This is a genomic window from Hymenobacter terrigena (assembly GCF_054776515.1).
Genome location: NZ_BAAHBU010000004.1, coordinates 43,655 through 64,921, shown reverse-complemented (window position 1 = coordinate 64,921; position 21,267 = coordinate 43,655). Strand labels below are relative to the sequence as shown.

Here is a 21,267-nt window from a genome sequence, read left to right as displayed (position 1 = left end):
TTCTCTCAATTCCCACCCACTACCTATGCGCGCACTTTTCCTCTTTTCTCTGTTACTGCTGAGCTTTTCCGGCTTTGCTCAAAAGCAATTCCTAGTAGCACAGGACGGTAGCGGCGCCTACCGTACCGTTCAGGCCGCCCTCGACGCGGTGCCTAAAAATAACACCACGCCCATCACCATATTCATCCGCAAGGGCGTTTACAAAGAGAAGCTGAACCTGGCTAAAAAACAGAATTTCGTGCGCCTGGTGGGCGAGGAAGTGAACACCACCGTGCTCACCTACGACGACTACAACGGCCGCACCCCCGCCAACGGCGAGCCCCTGGGCACGTCCGAAGCCGCCAGCTTCCGGGTGTTCGGCAACGACTTTTCGGCTGCCAACCTCACCTTCGAGAACACGGCTGGCACCGTGGGCCAGGGACCGGCCATGTGGGTGTACGGCGACAAAGCTCAGTTCGAAAACTGCCGCTTCCTGGGCTTCCGCGACACGCTGTACCCGTATGGCTACGGCAGCCGGCAGTATTATAAGAACTGCTACATCGAAGGCACCACCGATTTCATCCTGGGTTCGGCCACGGCCTGGTTCGAGGATTGCACCCTGTTTTGCAAGGCGGGCGGCACCGTTATCATGGCCCCGTCCACGCCCGATAGCATCCGCTACGGCTTCGTGCTGCAGCGCTGCAAGATTGTGGGCGACGGTACGCCCGGCTCTCTCTTCATAGCCCGCCCCTGGAAGCCCGCTGCCAAAGCCGTGCTGCTCAACTGCGAGCTGAGCAACCTCATCACCCCCAAAGGCTGGGACCACTGGGGCAAGGAAAGCAACAAGCAGGACGCCTTTTTCGGCGAGTTTAAGTCCATCGGTCCCGGCGCCGCGCCCAAGGCGCGCATCCTGTGGTCGCACCAACTCACGCCGCAGCAGGCCGCCTTCTACACCCGCGAAACCGTGCTCGGCGGCTGGGTGCCCAGCGTGCCGCAGTAAGCCGCATTTTGGCATTTTCTTGCCGGTAGCCCCGGGAGTCGGGCCGCACCAAAGCGGCTTGCTCCCGGGGCTTTTTCTTGCTTTGGGATGACGGAACTGGGGAATTTTACGGGAAATATTGGTGAACCTCAAGCAAGTCGGTTTTCTTGGTAAAGTTCAATTTGCGACCTCGTTGGCATGGGGAGGATATGCCGAATGCACTTTGTTGGTTTTTTAGGAGCTGAGGCAATTTCAGGCAGCGGTATAGGTAGGGTAGAGGTACATGGCATCGTTCCCGGCAACGATTGCACAAAAAAATATTGTCCAACTCTTGCTTTTGGCTGAGGCATCATCAAACCTTTAAGAAGCAGGACCGGCCCCAACTGCATTTCTGGGCCTATTGGTCCTGCTTTATCGTCTCAACATCGTCCCTTTTATGACTGCATTTTCTTCTGCATTTAGCTTAGCCGGCAAGCGCGCCCTCGTTACGGGTTGCGACCGGGGTATCGGGCAAGCCATCGCCCTCGGGTTGGCCGAGGCGGGCGCCGACATCATCGGCGTATCCATGCACATGCCTGCCGGCGGCGAAACCGAAGTGGCCGTGCAGGCCCTGGGCCGCGAGTACCGCGGCTACGAGGCTGATTTCGGCAAGCTCGACGAGTTGCAGGGCTTCATCAAGGAAGTGCAGGCCGACTTTCCGGTTATCGACATTCTGTTCAACAACGCCGGCATTATCCGCCGCGCCCCCGCCGCCGAGCATTCCGACGAGGACTGGGATGCCGTGCTCAGCATCAACCTCGACGCGCCGTTCCGCCTGGCCCGCGCCATTGGCGGCCAGATGCTGAAAAACGGCAGCGGCAAAATCATCTTCACGGCCTCGCTGCTCACCTTCCAGGGCGGAATCAACGTGCCCGGCTACGCGGCCAGTAAAGGCGGCGTGGGCAGCCTGGTGAAAGCCCTCGCCAACGAGTGGGCCGGCCGCGGCGTGAACGTGAACGCCATCGCGCCCGGCTACGTGGCCACCGACAACACCGCCGCCCTGCGCCAGGACGAGGAGCGGAGCGCTGCCATCCTCGCGCGCATTCCGGCCGGCCGCTGGGCTTTGCCAACGGACTACGCCGGCCCGGCCGTGTTCCTGGCCTCAGCTGCCAGCGACTACGTGCACGGCACCATCCTCACCGTCGACGGCGGCTGGATGGGACGCTAATGAAATGTTGAGCTTTGTGGGTTGAATTCAAAACTCAACCCTGAATAACTCAACACTCAACATTCATACCCCATGATTACCCAGATGACTCAGCGCTTTGCCATTGGCCCCCGCGAAACTGCCACCCTCAACACGAGCGGTATCCGGGAGCATTTCCTGATTGAAAACATCTTCACGACCGGCCAGATTGAGCTGACCTACACGCACTACGACCGCATGATTGTGGGCGGCGCACAGCCCACGTCGGCCGCGCTGACGCTGCCCTGCCCGGAGTCGCTGAAGGCCAACTTTTTCCTGGAGCGCCGCGAGTTGGGCGCCCTCAACGTGGGCGGCGCCGGCACCATCACCGTGGATGGCACGGTGTACGAGCTGGGCAATCAGGACTGCCTCTACGTGGGCATGGGCAGCAAGGAAGTGACCTTCGCCAGCGCCGACGCGGCCAACCCGGCGAAGTTTTACCTGCTTTCGGCCCCGGCCCATGCCGTGCACCCCACCGCCCGCCGCACCCAGGCCGAAGCCACGCCGGTGGAGATGGGCGCGATGGAAACGGCCAACGAGCGCACCATCTACAAATACATCTACCAGGAAGGCATCCAGAGCTGCCAGCTGGTGATGGGCCTGACGCAACTTAAGCCTGGCAACGTGTGGAACACCATGCCCTCGCACACCCACGACCGGCGCATGGAGGCTTACCTCTACTTCAACATGCCCCAGGGCCAGCGGGTGCTGCACCTGCTGGGCGAGCCCACCGAAACCCGCCCGCTGTGGGTGAGCAACGAACAAGCCATTCTCTCGCCGCCGTGGTCCATCCACACCGGCTGTGGCTCCAGCAACTACGCCTTCATCTGGGGCATGGCCGGCGAAAACCGCGAGTACACCGACATGGACGCCGTGCCCCTCGACACGCTGCGCTAAACAGCTGATTAATAAAAAACTCCCACCCAAATTTATTTAGTGTAATGAAAAAACATCTTCTCCTGCTCTGGCTGTTGCTCTTGGGGAGCATCGGGCTGGCGACGGCGCAAAGCCGCCAGGTTCAGGGCGTTGTGAAGTCGGCCGACGGTGAAACCCTGCCGGGCGTGACCGTGCTGGTAGAAGGCACCACCAACGGAGCATCAACGGGCGTTAACGGTGATTATTCCATCACCCTGCCCAAAGGCAGCGCCAAGCTGCGGTTTAGCTACGTCGGCTACGTATCGAAGCAGGTAACCGTGGGCGACCAATCTACCATCAACGTGACGCTGGCGGCGGACAGCAAGCAGCTGGACGATGTCGTTGTTATCGGCTTTCAGGCCGTTGACCGCAAAGATGTTACCGGCTCGGTGTCGTCAGTGAATGCCCAGCAAATCAAGGACGTGCCGGTAAACTCGGCCGCCGAGGCCCTGGCTGGCCGCTTGGCTGGTGTGCAAGTAACGGCTTCGGAAGGTGCCCCTGGGGCCGACATTCGCATCCGCGTGCGGGGCGGTGGCTCGGTGACGCAGGATAACTCGCCGCTGTACGTAGTGGACGGGGTGCAGGTAGAAAACGCGCTGTCGGTGCTTTCGCCTCAGGATATTCAGTCGATTGATGTGCTGAAAGATGCCTCTTCGACGGCCATCTACGGTGCCCGCGGCGCCAACGGCGTGGTTATCATCACCACCAAAAACGGCCGCGAAGGCAAAACCACGGCCGCTTACAACGGCTTCATGGGCATCCGCCAAATCACGCGGACGCTGGACGTGCTCAAGCCAGCCGACTATCTGGAGTACTCCTTCGAGCGCGCCGCGCAGGCGGGCAGTGCGGGCCTGAGCTCGTTTAAGTCGCGCTATGGCAGCTCGCGCTACAACAGCGATACGCTGACGCAATATAAAAACGCGCCGTTCATCGACTGGCAGGACCGGGTGTTTGGCCGCAACGCGCTCTACCAGACCCACAACGTATCGGTATCGGGCGGCAACAAGGGTACAACTTACAACCTGAGCCTGACCAACAACCAGGAAAACGGCATTCAGGTAGGCTCGGCCTACGTGCGTAACCTGGTGAGCTTCCGCTTCGACACCAAAGCCACCGATAATTTCCGCTTTGGCTTCAATACGCGTTTCAACGACCAAGTTATCAGCGGCAACGGGACGTCCAGCGTGGGCTCTACTACTACCTCGCGTTTGCGCAGCGCCATTCAGTACCTGCCCATCGATGCGGTGCTGGCCAACGGCATTGCCCCCGGCGATGAAGTGGTGGACGAAACGTTCTTCACCAATACGCAGCTCATCAACCCGCTAATTGCCATTGATAACGAGTACAAGCGCGACCGTCGCCGGTTGTTCAACATCAGCGGCTACGGCAGCTACAGCTTCACCAAAAACCTGACCTTCCGTTCTACGGTGGGCTTCGACAACAACAACAACCGCGTCGAAACCTTCTACGGCCTGCAGTCGCCCAACGTGCGCGGTGCGCTGGCCGGCAAGCCCTCGGCAGCCATTGCCACGGCGCAGCCCATCACGTTCAACAACTCGAACGTGCTGACTTACACCTTCAAGAAGGGTGAGCACAAAATCGACGGTGTGATTGGCCACGAGCTCTACATCCAGAACACGCAGTCGCTCACCATTCAGACCAACTTCCTGCCCGACGCCATCACGGCCGAGAAGGCACTCAACAACATCAACCAAGGCGTGCTGCCCTCGGCCACGGCCCTGCAGCCGGCTCCCACCACCGGCCGGCCCGTCGACTCGCGCTTGCTCTCCGGCTTTGGCCGCCTGAACTACTCCTACGGCGACAAATACCTGCTGACGGCTACGTTCCGAGCCGACGGCTCTTCCAAGTTTGCTCCGGGCCGGCAGTGGGGCTACTTCCCGGCCGCCTCGGTGGCTTGGCGCATTTCGAGCGAGGAGTTTATGAAGCAGTTCACCAAAATCACGGACCTGAAGCTGCGCGGCAGCTACGGCCTGTCGGGCAACAACCGCATCGACGACTTCCAGTACGACACTTACTTCGGCTCAGGTGCACAGTACGCCCTGAACCACGTGGTAACTAATGCTACCTCGGCCGTGGCCCTGGCCAACCCCGACCTGAAGTGGGAAACCACGGCTTCGAGCAACCTGGGCCTGGACGTGAGCCTGTTTGACAACCGCCTGCAGCTGACCGCCGACGCGTACTATAACAAGACCACCGACCTGCTGCTGCCGCTGGCCATTCCATCTACTTCGGGCTACACCCGGCAGCTGGCCAACGTGGGCGCTACGTCCAACCGCGGCATCGAACTGCAAGTGTCGGGCACGGTGATTCGCACCCCCGATTTTTCCTGGACGGCCAACGCCAACATCGCCTTCAACCGCAACCGGGTGGAAAGCCTGGGCGGCGCGGTGTTCCCGTTGCAATACTCCGGCTGGGCCAGCACGGCCATCCCGGCCGACTACGCCCTGCTGGTGGGCCAGCCCGTGGGCCTGATGTACGGCTACGTGACCGATGGCTTCTACACCACCGCCGACTTCAAAAGCTACGACGCCGCCACCAAAACCTGGATTCTGAAGGACGGCGTGGCGTCGGATGCCACCATCATCGGCACGGCCGTATCGCCGGGCCAGCTGAAGCTGAAGGACGTGGACGGCAGCGGCTCGGTGAACGACGCCGACCGTCAGGTTATCGGCAATGCCAACCCCCTGAACACGGGTGGTATCAACCAGCAGTTTTCCTACAAAGGTTTTGATGCCAGCATCTTCATGAACTGGAGCTACGGCAACAAAATCTGGAACGACAACAAAATCGAGTACACCACCTACCTCACCAACGGGCAGTTCGCCAACGGCTTGGAGCTGATGAAAAACCGCTACCGCACCATCGACCTGAACACGGGTCAGGCCATCACCGATGTGGCCACGCTGGATGCGCTGAACAAGGATGCCAACATCTGGGCTGCGCCGCGCCAGCTCATCCCGCACTCGTGGGCCGTGGAAGATGGTTCGTTCCTGCGCCTGAGCAACATTACGGTGGGCTACTCGCTGCCCAAGTCGATTATTCAGCGCGCTAAGATGAGCCAGTTCCGCATCTACGGCACCCTCAATAATATCTACACCTGGACCAAGTATACGGGCTTCGACCCCGAGGTGAACACCCGTCGCGGTACCGCCCTGACGCCCGGCGTGGACTACGCCGGCTACCCGCGCAGCAAAGCCTACCTACTCGGCGTCAATATCTCCTTCTAATTCCCACCGCATTATCTGATGAAAAACGCAATTATCCGGCCGCTGACCGCTGCCGTGCTGCTCGCCAGCGGAGTCAGCCTGATTTCGTGCAAGGACTATCTCGAAGTGACGCCCACGGCCTACAACACGTCGGCCGAAACCTTCAGCACCGTAGATGGGGCTACCAGTGCCGTGCTGGGGGCCTATAGCATGCTGGCCGGCGATGCTGGCTACGGCAACCGCCTGAGCTGCTACTACCCCTATGACACCGACGAAATGGTGGGCGCCATTGGCGCATCCGATGCCACCCGGCGCGGCATCACCCGCTATTCGGCTATTCCTTCCAACCAGGAAGTGTACACTCCCTGGGTGAACCTGTACCAAGGCATTGAGCGGGCCAATATCTGCCTCAAGTTCATCCCCCAGATGAAGCAGTACACCGGCGGCACCGCCACCGAGCAGGCCTCGTTGAAGCGTCTCTACGGTGAAGCACTGACGCTGCGCGCGCAGTATTATTTTGAGCTGGTGCGCAACTGGGGCGACGTGCCCGAGCCCCGCACGGCTTCGGTTACCGGTCAAGATTTTAAACTCTATCGTACCGACCGGGACTCGGTGTACACGCACATCATCAAAGACTTGGCCGTGGCCGAAAACCTGGTGCCCTGGCGTACCGAAATCACGCCGAACAACGAGCGCATCACCAAAGGCGCGGTGAAGGGCCTGCGGGCCAAGGCTGCGCTGTTCCGGGGCGGCTGGTCGATGGGCATGAACGGCCAGGAGCGCCGCGCTGCCGACTACCTCGACTACTACCGCATTGCGCGGGCTGAGTGCCTGGACCTGATGAACAACCGCACCCAGCACAACCTCAACCCCAAGTTCGACGCCGCCTTCCGCAGCCTCGCCAACGTGGACGGGGCTGCGGTGAACGCCGCCGACGTCAACCGCGAAATCATGTTTGCCGTGGGTGCCGGTGGCGCCAGTGCCGCCGATACCAAGCTGGGTTACTACAATGGCCCGCGCCTGACGGCTTCGCCCACCTACGGGCAGTCGAGCGGGGCCATCACCATCGTGCCCACCTACTTCTACGCCTTCGACTCGACGGATACCCGCCGCGATGTAACCATCACGCCCTACGTCATCGACGCTACCGACACGCAGAGCGCGGCCAAGCTTTCGGCCACCACCGATGGCAAATACCGGCGCGACTGGCGCTCGCCGGCCCTGTCCAGCGTCACGCTCCAATCTTTGAGCTTCGATTGGGTGCTGATGCGCTTCGCCGACGTGCTGCTGATGTACGCCGAAGCCGAAAACGAACTGAACGGCCCCACCACGTCGGCCGTGAATGCCCTGATGGAAGTGCGCCGCCGCGGCTACAACAACGCCAATATCCCCACGGTACCAGCCACGTCGAAGCAGGTTTTCTTTGATGCCATTGTGAATGAGCGGCTGTTGGAATTTGGGGGCGAAGGCATCCGCAAGTTCGACCTGGTGCGTTGGAATTTGCTGACCGCTAAAATCACGCAGACTCGGGCCGATGTGCTGTCCATGGCCGACCAGACGGCGGCCAGCCGCTTCGCCTACGTGCCCCTGAAAATGTACTACACCGTCACGCCGGGCTCCACCACGGGCCTGCGCTGGGTGCGGTCGTTCTACCGGCCTTCGCCCAGCTCGAGCGCCGCCCCGGTTGGTGCGTCGGTTATCGACTGGCGGGCCAGCATCACGGCGGCTTTCGTGACCACCAACTGGGCCGCCGGCTACACGCCTACGAAGCAGCTGCTGCCCATTCCGCAGATTGCCCGCGACAACGACCCGAACCTGACGCAGAACCCGGGCTACAACTAACCAGCGGCCCCAACCTGAGGCAAAAGCCGCAACTAAACTCAACGAAGGCCCTGCCTTCACATTCCAACGCATGATGACGCTGCAAATACTGCTCCTGCTGGCGGGGCTGGGCAAGGTGGGACTTGGAACTACGCCGACCCAACAGGAAGCGGTAGCCACGGGCGGTTCGGAGCATTTCCGGGCCGCCCAGGCAGCGCCGTTGCAAGCCGTCGTGCAGGATACCATCGCCGAAAAGATGCTGGTATTCCAGCGGGCCGTGGGCGGCTGGCCCAAGGCCGTAGGCACCCACAAGGTGGACTACCGCTACCCGTTGAGTGCCGATGAACGGGCCGCCACGCTGCGCGATAAAAACCGCAACGACGCCACCATCGACAACAACGCCACAACCCGCGAAATTAGCTACCTGGCCGAAGCGTACCAGAAAACCAACAACCCCGCCTACCGCCAGGCCGCTGAAAACGGCATCCGCTACCTGCTGAAAATGCAGTACGCCAACGGCGGCTTCCCGCAGTATTACCCCGATTTCAGCAACTACCGCCACCAGATTACCTACAACGACAACGCCATGGTGCGGGTGTTGGAGGTGCTGCGCAAAGTAGCCCGCCAGCAAGCCCCCTTCACCGGCCTCGATGCCAAGCTGGTGCCCCAGGCTGCCAAGGCCGAGGAGCGCGGCATCAGTTGCATTCTGAAAACGCAGTATGTACGCAAGGGCCAGCTTACGGCCTGGTGTGCCCAGTACGACGAGAAAACCCTGCAGCCGGCCAAGGCCCGCGCCTTCGAGCTGGCCTCGCTGAGCGGGGATGAATCGGTGGACATTGTCCGGTTTCTGATGGGCATTGAAAAACCCTCGGCCGACGTGCGCAAGGCCATTGATAGCGCCGTGGCGTGGTTCGAGAAAGTGAAAATAGAGGGCTACGCCGTGCAGGAAGTCACGCTGCCATCTTCCAAAAAAGTGCTTGACCGCGTCATCGTGCCCACGCCGGGCGCGGTGCTGTGGGCACGCTTCTATGAGCTTGATACCGACCGGCCCATCTACGTGGGACGCGACAGCCAAGTGCATTACCAGCTCACCGAGATTGAAAACGAGCGCCGCGCCGGCTACCTGTACGCCGGGGTTTGGCCCGAAAAATTATTAAAAAAAGACTATCCGGCCTGGCAGAAGCGGGTGAGTACGGGAGGGCGCTAGCCGCCCCGAATTCTAGCTTCGTTCAGCAACCAACCCTATTTCCAGCCCCATCGATATGGACACGCTCACCCAACAACTGGCCCTGGCCACTCCTCATACTTCGGCTGCCGTGTCCTGGCCCACTCCGGCGTTGTTTGCCCTGCCCGAAAAGGTGCTGCAATTTGGCACCGGCGTGCTGCTGCGCGGCCTGCCCGATTTCATGATTGACGAGGCCAACCGCAAAGGCGTCTTCAACGGCCGCATTGTGGTGGTGAAAAGCACCGACGGCGGCGACGCCACGGCCTTCGAGCGCCAGAACAACCTCTACACCGTGTGCGTGCGCGGCGTGGACGACGGCCACCCGGTAGAAGAAAATGTGGTGTGCGCCAGCATCAGCCGCGTGCTCTCGGCCAAAAGCCAGTGGGCCGAAGTACTGAAATTTGCCGCCAGCCCCGACCTGCAAGTGGTGATTTCGAACACTACCGAAGTCGGCATTCAGCTGGTGAACGAGGACATTCACCTCACGCCGCCTACGTCTTTCCCCGGCAAGCTGCTGGCCGTGCTGTATGCTCGTTTCAAAGCTTTCGAAGGTGATGTGAACCGTGGCCTGGTTATCGTACCCACCGAGCTAATACCCGACAACGGCCGTAAACTCGAAGCCATTGTGCTGGAGCTGGCCCACCGCAACGACCTCGGCAGCGCCTTCATTGACTGGCTCGAAGTGGCCAACGATTTCTGCAATACGCTGGTCGACCGCATCGTGCCCGGCCGCCCCGAGCCCGCCGCCTACGAAGCCATGCAGGCTGAACTGGGCTACCAAGACGACCTGCTGACCATGGCCGAAGCCTATTCGCTCTGGGCCATCGAAGGCGGCGAGCGGGTGCGCGAGGTGCTGTCGTTCCACACGGCCGCGGCCGGCGTGGTCATTCGGCCCGACATCACGCTGTTCCGCGAGCTGAAGCTGCGCCTGCTCAATGGCACGCACACGCTCAGCTACGCACTGGCCCACCTGGCCGGCTGCACCACGGTGCGCGAGTCGTTGGAAAACGAAGACCTGGCGCGCTTCATCCACAACCTGATGCTGGCCGATTTGCTGCCCGGCATTCCCGTTTCGGTGGATGAAAAAGTGGGCCAGCGCTTCGGCATGCAGGTCCTCGACCGTTTCCGCAACCCCTACCTGGAGCACCGCTGGCTGGCCATCGCCATGCAGGGCACCGCCAAAATGCAGATGCGCAACGTGCCCACGCTGCTGCACTACTACCAGACGCACAATGCCGTGCCGCACTACATGGCGCTGGGCTTCGCGGCCTACCTGCTGTTTATGCGCAACACCCCCACGGGGGCCAGCACTGGCCAGGGCGAAGCCAACGGCCAGCCCTACACCATTCAGGACGACCGCGCCGGCTACTTCGCCGAGCTGTGGGCCAAGTCCTCGCCCGCAGAGCTGACCGCTGCTGCTTTGAGCAATACCGCCCTCTGGGGCCACGACCTTACCCGCCTGCCGGGCTTTGCCGATAAAGTAAGCTATTACCTGACGCAGCTGTTAGAAGAAGGCGTGCCGGCCACGCTGGCCGGGTTTTTTACCAAGAAAGCTGCGGTTGTTAATTCCTGATTGAGTCAAAGAAAAACGTGATGCTGAGTGAGTGAGCCAAAGCATCTCTGCCCTGAGATTAACTCCTTCGCTGCAACGAAGCGGCAGAGATGCTGCGGCTGCGCTTGGCCCCCCGATTTTTCCGATAATTACCCGCTGATATGAAACACCAAGTTGCCCGCATTCACCCCGCCGATAACGTGCTGGTCGCCCTCGTCGACCTGCCCATCGGCACCGAAGTGCCGTGGGAAAACGGCTTTGTGACCACCGCCGAAGCCATTCCGGCCAAGCACAAGCTGGCACCCCTGGGCCTGACGGCCGGCCAGCCCGTGACCATGTACGGCGTGCTCGTCGGCACCGCCCGCGAGGCCATCCGCCCCGGCGGCCGCCTCACCACCGCCAATATTCAGCACGCCACCAACAGCTACGACGAGCACGCCCACCAGCGCGCCGCCTGGACCGCGCCCGACGTAACCGCTTGGCAGGACCGCACCTTCCAGGGCTACCACCGCGCCGATGGCCGCGTGGGCACCGCCAACTACTGGCTGGTTATTCCGCTGGTGTTCTGCGAAAACCGCAACATCCAAGTGTTGCAGGATGCCCTGATTACCGACCTCGGCTACGGCCGCCGCAAAAGCTACCAGCCCGAAACCCGCAAGCTGGTGGAACTGATGCAGGCCGGCAAAACGGTGGAGGAAATCCTCAGCGCCGACCTCGAAGCCAGTGAAGACGCGGCCCGCAATGCGCGCCCGTTTCCGAACGTGGACGGCATCCGCTTCCTCTCGCACGAGGGCGGCTGCGGCGGCATCCGCCAGGATGCCCAGACGCTGTGCGGCCTGCTGGCTGGCTACATCACGCACCCCAACGTGGCCGGTGCCACCGTGCTCAGCCTCGGCTGCCAGAACGCGCAGGCCAGCATGCTGCAAGATGAAATTGCGAAGCGTGACCCCAACTTCAGCAAGCCGCTCTACATCCTCGACCAGCAGAAGCTTGGCACCGAGGAAACCCTCATCAGCACCGCCCTGCGCCAGACGTTTGCTGGTTTGATGATTGCCAACCAGGCCCGCCGCGAGCCTGCGCCATTAAAGGCTTTGAACATCGGCCTGGAATGCGGCGGCTCCGACGGCTTCTCCGGCATCTCGGCCAACCCGGCCCTGGGCCACGTTTCCGACATGCTGGTGGCCCTGGGCGGCTCGGTTATCCTGGCCGAATTCCCGGAGCTGTGCGGCGTGGAGCAGGAATTGGTGGACCGCAGCGTGAACCAGGAAACCGCCGAACGTTTCAGCAGCCTGATGAAGGCTTACGGCGACTCGGCGGTGGCCGTGGGCTCGGGTTTCGATATGAATCCTTCGCCCGGCAACATCCGCGACGGCTTGATTACCGATGCCATGAAATCGGCTGGCGCGGCCCGCAAGGGCGGTTCCTCGCCTGTAGTAGCCGTGCTCGACTATCCCGAATTGGTGACCAAGCCGGGTTTGAACCTGCTCTGCACGCCCGGCAACGACGTGGAATCGACCACAGCCGAAGTAGGGTCGGGGGCGAATATCGTCCTCTTCACCACCGGCCTGGGCACGCCTACCGGCAACCCCATTGCGCCGGTGGTAAAAATCGCCAGCAACACGGCCCTGGCCAAGCGCATGCCCGACATCATCGACCTGAACACGGGCACCGTGATTGACGGCGAGGAAACCATTGAGCAGGCCGGCGAGCGCATTCTCGACTACGTCATTCGCGTGGCCAGCGGGGAGGAAGTAGCCGCTGTGCGCCACGACCAGACCGATTTTATTCCGTGGAAACGCGGCGTGTCACTGTAGCCTCACCAACTATTTACGCAACCGTTTTCGCTAATAAATACCGGAATCAGGACAGTCCATGAGGGCAACGCGCCCCGGCCCGGGCTACCTTCGACTCCTGAAATCATTCGAATTTATCGGAACCTTGGTTCTGCCTTCCTGATTGATTATGAAGCCTTTTCTCAACGACGATTTCCTGCTCCAGACCGCCACGGCCAGCACGCTCTACCACGAGTATGCGAAGCAGATGCCCATCATCGACTACCACAACCACCTGCTGCCCGACCAGATTGCCGAGGACAAGCAGTTCGAGAACATCACCCAAATCTGGCTCTACGGCGACCACTACAAGTGGCGCGCCATGCGGGCCAACGGCGTGCCCGAGCGCTACATCACCGGCGATGCTTCGGACTGGGAAAAGTTTGAGAAATGGGCCGAAACCGTGCCCTACACGCTGCGTAACCCGCTCTACCACTGGACGCACCTGGAGTTGCAGCGCTATTTCGGCATCACCGAATTGCTGAACAAGGACAGTGCCCGCCGCATCTACGACGAGTGCAGCGCCAAGCTCCAGACCCCCGAATATTCGGTGCAAAACCTGCTCAAAAAGATGCAGGTCGAAACCCTCTGCACCACCGACGACCCGGCCGATTCGCTGGAGCACCACCAGACCATTGCCTCCGCCGGTTTCGGCGTGAACGTGCTGCCCACCTTCCGCGCCGATAAGGCGATGGCCGTAGACGATGCCCGCAGCTACAACGCTTACCTCGACAAACTGGCCGCCGCGGCCGAAGTCGAAATTAACACCTTTGCCGACCTGGAAACGGCCCTGCGCCGCCGCCACGATTTTTTCGCCACCGTGGGCTGCCGCTTGTCGGACCACGGCCTGGAGCACATCTACGCTGCCGAATACACCGCTGACGAAGCCGCCGCTATCTTCCTAAAAATCCGGGGTGGGAGCGAGCTGACGCTCGCCGAGAACCATCAGTTCAAGGCGGCCATGCTGGTTTTGCTGGCCGAGATGGACTGGGAAAAAGGCTGGACGCAGCAGTACCACATCGGCGCGCTGCGCAACAACAACTCGCGCATGCTCCGCGAACTCGGCCCCGATACGGGCTGGGACAGCATCGGCGACTTCCCGCAGGGCCGCGCCCTCTCCACTTTCCTCGACCGCCTCGACGGCCAGGACAAGCTGGCGAAAACCATCATCTACAACCTCAACCCGGCCGACAACGACCTGATTGCGACGATGATTGGCAACTTCAACGACGGCTCGGTGGCCGGCAAGATGCAGTTCGGCTCCGGCTGGTGGTTCCTCGACCAGAAGGACGGCATGGAGAAGCAGCTCAACGCCCTGAGCAACATGGGCCTGCTGCCGCGCTTCGTGGGCATGCTCACGGATTCGCGCAGCTTCCTTTCGTATCCGCGCCACGAGTATTTCCGCCGCGTGCTCTGCAACCTGCTCGGCAACGACGTGGAAAACGGCGAGCTGCCGGCCGATATGGAATTGCTGGGCCGCACCGTGCAAAACATCTGCTATGGCAACGCCAAGGAGTATTTCGGCTTTGGCAAAGTGGTGGAAGCCGCTGCCGTAGTTGTGTAGCTACTGAGTTAAAAGAACGTCAGGCAGAGCGCAGCGAAGCATCTTTACCGCTTCGCCGAATATTAGGATTAGTTGAGCAGTAAAGATGCTTCGCTGCGCTCTGCATGACGTTCAACCAAGTTCTTAAGTCCCCAATTACCCCCAGAATGAAGCAAGTTGTCACGTTCGGCGAAATAATGATGCGGCTGTCGCCGCCGCTGAATTACCGGTTCGCGCAAACCCAGCACCTCGAAATTACCTACGGCGGCGGCGACGCCAACGTGGGCGCTTCGCTGGCCGGGCTGGGCGTGCCTGCCGCCCACGTCACCTGCTTCCCCGCTAACGATTTTGGACACGCCGCCGCCCAGCAGTTCCGCGCCCTGGGCGTGAACATGGACGCCACCGTGTACGAAGGCGACCGCCTCGGCCTGTATTTCCTGGAAGTAGGAGCGGGGATGCGCCCCAGCAAAGTGGTGTACGACCGCGCCAACTCGGCCTTCGCCCACCTCGACCCGGCCAAATTCAACTGGGATGAAATCCTGAAAGATGCCGGCTGGCTGCACTGGACGGGCATCACGCCCGCCATTTCGGCCGCCACGGCCGAGGCCACGCGCCAGGCCATTGCCGCCGCGCGCCGTCTGGGCATCACCGTATCGGCCGACGTGAACTACCGCCGCAACCTGTGGCAGTACGGCCAAACGGCCCAGAGCGTGATGTCGGAATTGGTGGCGGGCTGCGATATCGTGGTATGCTCCGAGAACGACGCCGAGGACCTGTTCGACATCGTGCCCGAGCCCGGTACCGACAACAAATTCGTGTCCGTAGCCCGGCAGGTGATGGCGCGGTTCCCGCAAATCAAGCAGGTGGTGACCACGCGCCGCAAAACCCACAGCGCCTCGCACAACGGCCTGAAAGGCATTTTCTACGACGGCCAGCAGTTCCTGGAAACCGTCACCTACGACATCAACCCCATCGTGGACCGCATTGGCGGCGGCGATGCCTTCATGGCTGGCTTCATCTACGGCTCGCTGGCTTACAACAATCCGCAGCAAGCCCTCACCTTCGGCGTGGCGGCTTCGGCCCTTAAGCATACCATTCACGGCGATGTTAACTTAGTGACCGTCGCCGAAGTGGAAGAAATCATGAAGGGCAACACCAGCGGCCGCCTACTGCGCTAAATTCAACCAACCATGCCCCGCCATACTCCTGCCGAAACTCTTGCCGCGCTGCTCCTCTACCCGGTGGTGCCGGTGTTTTACCACGCTGACACGGCTTATACGCAGCGCATTCTGCAGGCCTGCTACACGGGCGGCATTCGTGTGTTCGAGTTCGTGAATCGGGGCGAACGCGCCCTGGCCGTGTTCACCGAGCTGCAGGATTTCGTGGCCCAGCAGTGCCCGGACATGATTCTGGGCATCGGCACGATTTATAAAGCTGCCGAGGCCGAGCAGTTCATTGCCGCCGGAGCCGAGTTTGTGGTGCAGCCTTTGGCTACCGCCGAGGTGGCTGAGGTGTGCCGTGTCCACGACATTCCGTGGCTGCCCGGCGCTATGACGCCTACCGAGATTTACAACGCCAGCGAACTGGGCGCGGCCGTGGTGAAAATCTTCCCCGGCAATCTCGTCGGCCCCGACTACGTGAAGGCCCTGCGCGGCCCCATGCCCCACACCAAGCTCATGGTGACCGGCGGTGTGGAGCCCACCGAGGCCAGCCTTTCGGCCTGGTTTGGCGCGGGCGTGAACGCCGTGGGCATGGGCTCGCAACTCTTCAAAAATGCCGACGATACCGACGCGCTGGCTGCCAGCATTGGCCAGCTGATGCAGGTGGTCAGAACCCTGAAAAAATAGTGCCCGATGGTGCGCAATGCGCGCCATTGGTTGATTCCGAGTAGTGCCTGGTTTCAAATTCCCGAACTCGATGATGACATCTTCCGCTCAGGCCCCGCCTGATTCCCCGCTGGCTACGGCCAACGCCGTCATGGGCAAATTCCGCTGGACCATCTGCGGCCTGGTATTTTTTGCTACGACCATTAACTACCTCGACCGGGCAGTTATTTCGCTGCTGAAACCTTATCTGGAGGCCGAGTTCCACTGGAACGCGGGCGACTACGCCAACATCGAAATTGCCTTCAAGCTGGCCTACGCGGTGGGCATGGTGGGCGCGGGCCGCATCATCGACAAGCTGGGCACGAAGCTGGGCTACGCCCTCTCCACGGCCCTGTGGAGCATCGCGGCCATGGGGCACGCGCTGGTGAGCAGCACATTCGGCTTCGGCATTGCGCGCGGCTTTCTGGGCATCACGGAGGCCGGCAACTTCCCGGCCGCCATCAAAACCACGGCCGAGTGGTTTCCGCAACGGGAGCGGGCCCTGGCCACGGGCATCTTCAACTCGGGTTCCAACGTGGGGGCCATTGTGGCGCCGCTCACCGTGCCGCTCATCGCCGAAACCATTGGCTGGAAGTGGGCCTTCATCATCACGGGTGCGCTGGGCTTTATCTGGCTGGTGCTGTGGATGATTTATTATGAGACGCCCGCCAAACACGCCCGCCTGAGTAAGGCAGAGTTCGACTACATCAATGCCGACATTCCCGTGGGCCTGCCGGCCGAAGGCGTAACGGAAGAAAAGCCCAAAGCTTCCTGGGCCACCTTGCTGGGCTTCCGCCAAACCTGGGCCTTCGTGATGGGCAAGTTCCTGACCGACCCCATCTGGTGGTTCTACCTGTTCTGGTTGCCCGACTTTCTGGGCAAGCAGTACCACCTCAAGGGGACGGCCATTGCCCTGCCGGTAGCGGCAGTGTACATCCTGTCGAGCATCGGGAGCGTGGGCGGCGGCTACCTGCCGCTGGGTTTCATCAAGCGCGGCATGCCGGCTTTTCAGGCTCGCAAAACGTCTATGTTGCTCATTGCCTGCTGCGTGTTCCCCATTGTATTTGCGCAGTGGCTGGGCGGCATGAATATGTGGCTGGCGGTACTGGTTATCGGCGTGGCGGCGGCGGCGCACCAGGCTTGGAGCGCCAATATTTTCACCACCGTGTCGGACATGTTCCCGAAGCGGGCGGTGGGCTCGGTAACGGGTATTGGCGGCATGGCGGGCGGTTTGGGCGGCATTGCCCTCACGGCACTGGTGCAGAAGCGCATGTTCGTGCACTTCGAAAGCATCGGCCAGATTGACAAGGCGTACTACATCATGTTCTTCATCTGCGGCGCGGCTTATTTGCTGGCTTGGGTGCTGATGTTCACGCTGGTGCCGCGCATGGAGCCCATCAAGCTCGACGACGAATAACCACGCTTCCGAAACGACGCGACCTTTCCTGCTATTGGCTGCGAAGGCCGCGCCGTTCGAGTATTCTCAATTTCTTCTTGTATGAAAACCAGGTCGTTGCTGCTGGCTTTTTTGCTGGCCTTGCCTCTCTTTGCCTTTTCTCAGGTATCTAAGACCCAAAATATGGCTATTGTCAAGGAGATTGAAGCCCTCGAACGTCAGCGCTTTGAAGCTCAGGTGAAGAAAGACTACGCCGTGCTCGAAAAAGTGCTGGGCGATGACTTGGTGTACACCCACGGCGACGGCCACGAAAACACCAAAGCCGAGTACATCCAGAGCATCAAAGACGGCAAAAGCCAGTACGGCAAAATTGAAATAGACGCCCTGAACGTGCGCGCCTACAACGGCGACAAAACGGCCGTCGTGAACGGCACCATCCGCATCACCTCGCCGCCCAAGCCCGATGGCAGCACCAGTGTGGCCCGCATCAAGTACGTGGTGGTCCAAATCAAAGACAAGAAAAAAGGCTGGCAGGTAGTGCTCTGGCAAGCCCAGAAGCAAGCCTCTTAGAGCTGTAGCGTGGACTCTGTGAGTCCGCGCATCGCCCGAGCATTATTCCTTTCAAACCTTCCACACGCGGACTCTGTGAGTCCGTGCCACATGCCCCACCCCATGTCCCAGACCACTACCGAAAACGCCCTTGCCACGCCCGTTGGCACCACTCTGGAGCGCTACATTATGCGTAAGCAGGCTGAGTTTCCGTACGCCACGGGCGAGCTAAGCCAGTTGCTGCGCGACATTGCCCTGGCCGGTAAAATCGTGAACCGCGAGGTAAACCGCGCTGGTCTTTCGCGCATCACCGGGGCCATGGGTGGGCAGAACGTGCAGGGCGAGGCTCAGCAAAAGCTCGACGTGGAAGCCAACATCCGCTTCATCCGCGCCCTGACCAACGGCGGCGAGGCCTGCGCGGTGCTCTCGGAGGAAAACGAGGAAATCATCTCGACTGGCAACGACAACGGCAAATACGTGGTGGCCATCGACCCGCTCGACGGCTCGTCCAACATCGACGTGAACGTGAGCATCGGCACCATTTTCGGCATTTACCGCCGGGTGTCGCGCATCGGCGGGCCGGCCCGTAAGGAGGACTTCTTGCAGGGCGGACGGGCGCAGGTAGCGGCGGGCTACATTCTGTATGGCTCCAGCACCATGCTGGTGTACACCACAGGGCACGGCGTGACGGGATTCACCTACGAAAATTCGTTGGGTGAATTCTTCCTCTCGCACCCCGATATCAAGATTCCGCAGCACGGACCGGTGTTCAGCTGCAACGAGGGCAACTGGTTCGACTACCCCGAGTTTGTGCGGACTTACCTCACCACCTGCAAGGAGCGCCGCCTCACGGCCCGCTACGTGGGCTCGCTGGTGGCCGATTATCACCGCAACCTCTTCACGGGCGGCATTTACCTCTACCCGCCCACCGTGGACAAGCCCGGCGGCAAGCTGCGCCTGCTCTACGAATGCTACCCGCTGGCCTTCCTCATCGAGCAGGCCGGCGGCCTGGCCGTGACCGGGGCCGATGTCGTGCTTGATGTGCCACCCACCGCCGACCTGCACCAGCGCGCCCCGCTTTTCGTGGGCTCCGCCGATTTGGTGAAGGAACTACAGGCCGTAGCTGCCTCCTGAGCCATGGCGGCGCGGGCGAAAATCGGGCTGCTCATCTGGCTGACGGTGTTGGCTGTGCATTCGGCGCAGGCCCAGCAACCCGGCCCCAACGTGCTCGACTGGAAAGCCCCGACCACTCTCAGCACCTACTTGTACCAGCAGTTGCACACGCAGTACGCGCCCCGCGCGGCCGAGCTGGACCACGCCGCGCAATCGGCGGCCGGCGCAATGCAGTACCGCGACAGCGTGCGGGCGCGTTTCCGGCGGGTGCTGGGGCCGCTGCCGGCGCGCACGCCACTGCGGGCCCAGGTGACGGGCAAGCTGCAGCGGCCGGGCTTTCAGATTGAGAAAATCATCTACGAAAGCACGCCGCACCACCACGTCACGGCCAATTTGTACGTGCCGGCCGGCAAGGGGAAGAAGCCCGGCGTGCTGCTGTTTTGCGGGCACGAGCAGGAATCGAAAGCCACGGTTTCGTACCAGAAGACGGCTATTCTGCTCGCGCAGCATGGGTTTGTGGTGCTGGTCATTGACCCCATCTCGCAGGGCGAGCGCATGCAGCTGACCGATGCGGCCGGCAAGGCGCTCACCCGGGGCGGCACCACTGAGCACACGCTTATGAATGCCGATGCCGCCCTGCTGGGCCAGACCACGCCCGGTGAACAGTTCTGGGACAACGCCCGTAGCCTCGATTATTTGCTCACGCGCCCAGAGGTGGATACTGCCCGGCTGGGATGCCTCGGCAACTCGGGCGGTGCTACCCAAACCGCCTATTTCATGGCCCTGGAGCCACGCATGAAAGTGGCCGCGCTGTGCAGCTACGTGGCCAGCGGCGAGAAAAACCTGGAGCTAACCGGTCCCGCCGACGGCTGCGTGCAACTGCCCGGCGCCGGTCGCGTCCGCCTCGACATCGCCGACTGGCCCATTATGTTCGCCCCCAAGCCGCTGCTGGTGCTGGCCGGCCGCTACGATTTTGTGGACTACACCCAAATCGAAGCGGCTACGGCCGAAACCCATCGTATCTATCAGGCTTTGGGCAAGCCGGAGCAGCTCGATTTATTCACGTATGACGACGGCCATGGCATTTCGCAGCCCAAGCGGGAGGTGGCGGTGGCGTGGTTCCGGCGCTGGTTTTACGGCGATGCCGCGCCGGTCCGGGAGGGGAACTTACCTGTTTCAACCACCAAAGAGCTGCAATGCACGGCCACTGGCCAGGTCAATACCGCCTTTCGGGATGAGGCCCCACTGAATACGCAACATCTGACCGAAGCCCAACGACTAGCCGCCCACCGCCCGACTGCGCCCACCGAAATACTGGCCGCAGTAAGGCAGGAGCAGCGCAGTTACGCCCCGGCAATCGCCAATGACAGTCAGCCCCCGCGGGTAGAAATCCGGCCGCTGGATACCCTACGCCGCGCAGGCTTGACTTTGCAAAAGTTCGTGCTGCGCCGGCCGGGCGAGCCCCCGCTGCCGTTGCTGCTGGCCCTGCCCGGCGGCGTAGCGCGGCCTACCAAAGTCCTCATCTGGCTGGCCGATGGCGGCAAGGCGGCCGTGCTCGACAGCAGTGCGGCCCAGGTGCAGGCTTACCTTCAACAAGGCACGGCCATGGTGTTGGCCGACCTGCGCGGCCTGGGCGAAACCGCCGACCCCACCGCTGCCATCGACCCCAAGTATTACAACCGCGAGTACCGCAACGCCATGCTGGCCTTGCACGAAGGCCGCCCGCTGCCCATCCAGCGCCTGGCCGATATCGACATGCTGCAAATGTTCGTGCGCAACACTGACCCCGTGGCCGGCGCGCCCGTGGAGCTGCGCGCCAGCGGCCGGGCCGTGGTGCCGGCGCTGCATGCCGCTGTGCTAGGGCCCGCCATCACGCGTTTGACGGTAGATAAAATGCCGCCCTCATACCAGCAGTTGCTGACACAGCCGGCGAGTAAAAACGTGTATTCGGAAGTGCTGCCGGGCCTGCTGCGGCACTACGATTTGCCGGATTTGCAGCGTGCGCTGGGGGACAGGTTAGTAGTGGGGAAAAACCAGTAGAGACGC

15 protein-coding genes are annotated in these 21,267 nt (G+C 61.5%); all 15 read left to right on the top strand.

Annotated elements, in window-relative coordinates; all coding sequences use genetic code 11:
• The first annotated feature begins 25 nt into the window (after positions 1-25).
• The 15 genes from ACYU7Q_RS16870 (at position 26) to ACYU7Q_RS16800 (ending at position 21,261) form a co-directional block, all read left to right on the top strand.
• Positions 26-979, top strand: coding sequence for a pectinesterase (locus ACYU7Q_RS16870; protein ID WP_460610614.1), 954 nt, complete (start codon positions 26-28; stop codon positions 977-979).
• Positions 980-1,394: 415 nt separating this feature from the next.
• The gene (locus ACYU7Q_RS16865; protein ID WP_460610613.1) at positions 1,395-2,165 is read left to right on the top strand and encodes an SDR family oxidoreductase; all 771 of its coding nucleotides are present in this window, start codon (positions 1,395-1,397) and stop codon (positions 2,163-2,165) included.
• A gap of 72 nt (positions 2,166-2,237) precedes the next feature.
• The gene (gene kduI / locus ACYU7Q_RS16860; protein WP_460610612.1) at positions 2,238-3,080 is read left to right on the top strand and encodes a 5-dehydro-4-deoxy-D-glucuronate isomerase; all 843 of its coding nucleotides are present in this window, start codon (positions 2,238-2,240) and stop codon (positions 3,078-3,080) included.
• Positions 3,081-3,124: 44 nt separating this feature from the next.
• A complete protein-coding gene (locus ACYU7Q_RS16855; protein WP_460610611.1) occupies positions 3,125-6,346 on the top strand; it encodes a SusC/RagA family TonB-linked outer membrane protein in 3,222 nt (1,073 codons plus the stop codon).
• A gap of 18 nt (positions 6,347-6,364) precedes the next feature.
• On the top strand, positions 6,365-8,167 hold the full coding sequence (locus tag ACYU7Q_RS16850) for a RagB/SusD family nutrient uptake outer membrane protein (RefSeq protein ID WP_460610610.1): 1,803 nt from the start codon (positions 6,365-6,367) through the stop codon (positions 8,165-8,167).
• Between the two features lie 73 nt (positions 8,168-8,240).
• Positions 8,241-9,353 (top strand): pectate lyase, encoded by a 1,113-nt coding sequence (pelA, locus tag ACYU7Q_RS16845; protein WP_460610609.1) that lies wholly within the window; start codon positions 8,241-8,243, stop codon positions 9,351-9,353.
• 55 nt (positions 9,354-9,408) lie between these two features.
• Positions 9,409-10,944 (top strand): tagaturonate reductase, encoded by a 1,536-nt coding sequence (locus ACYU7Q_RS16840; RefSeq protein ID WP_460610608.1) that lies wholly within the window; start codon positions 9,409-9,411, stop codon positions 10,942-10,944.
• Between the two features lie 140 nt (positions 10,945-11,084).
• A complete protein-coding gene (locus ACYU7Q_RS16835) occupies positions 11,085-12,737 on the top strand; it encodes a UxaA family hydrolase (RefSeq protein WP_460610607.1) in 1,653 nt (550 codons plus the stop codon).
• 148 nt (positions 12,738-12,885) lie between these two features.
• Entirely contained in the window at positions 12,886-14,319 is a 1,434-nt protein-coding gene (gene uxaC, locus ACYU7Q_RS16830) for a glucuronate isomerase (RefSeq protein WP_460610606.1), read from the top strand.
• Between the two features lie 146 nt (positions 14,320-14,465).
• A complete protein-coding gene (locus ACYU7Q_RS16825) occupies positions 14,466-15,476 on the top strand; it encodes a PfkB family carbohydrate kinase (RefSeq protein ID WP_460610605.1) in 1,011 nt (336 codons plus the stop codon).
• A gap of 12 nt (positions 15,477-15,488) precedes the next feature.
• The gene (locus ACYU7Q_RS16820) at positions 15,489-16,145 is read left to right on the top strand and encodes a beta/alpha barrel domain-containing protein (protein WP_460610604.1); all 657 of its coding nucleotides are present in this window, start codon (positions 15,489-15,491) and stop codon (positions 16,143-16,145) included.
• Between the two features lie 70 nt (positions 16,146-16,215).
• Positions 16,216-17,580, top strand: coding sequence for an MFS transporter (locus ACYU7Q_RS16815; protein ID WP_460610603.1), 1,365 nt, complete (start codon positions 16,216-16,218; stop codon positions 17,578-17,580).
• Between the two features lie 162 nt (positions 17,581-17,742).
• Positions 17,743-18,129 (top strand): nuclear transport factor 2 family protein, encoded by a 387-nt coding sequence (locus ACYU7Q_RS16810; protein WP_460610602.1) that lies wholly within the window; start codon positions 17,743-17,745, stop codon positions 18,127-18,129.
• Positions 18,130-18,231: 102 nt separating this feature from the next.
• Positions 18,232-19,242, top strand: coding sequence for a class 1 fructose-bisphosphatase (fbp, locus tag ACYU7Q_RS16805; protein ID WP_460610601.1), 1,011 nt, complete (start codon positions 18,232-18,234; stop codon positions 19,240-19,242).
• Between the two features lie 3 nt (positions 19,243-19,245).
• The gene (locus ACYU7Q_RS16800) at positions 19,246-21,261 is read left to right on the top strand and encodes an alpha/beta hydrolase family protein (protein ID WP_460610600.1); all 2,016 of its coding nucleotides are present in this window, start codon (positions 19,246-19,248) and stop codon (positions 21,259-21,261) included.
• Positions 21,262-21,267: the final 6 nt, after the last annotated feature.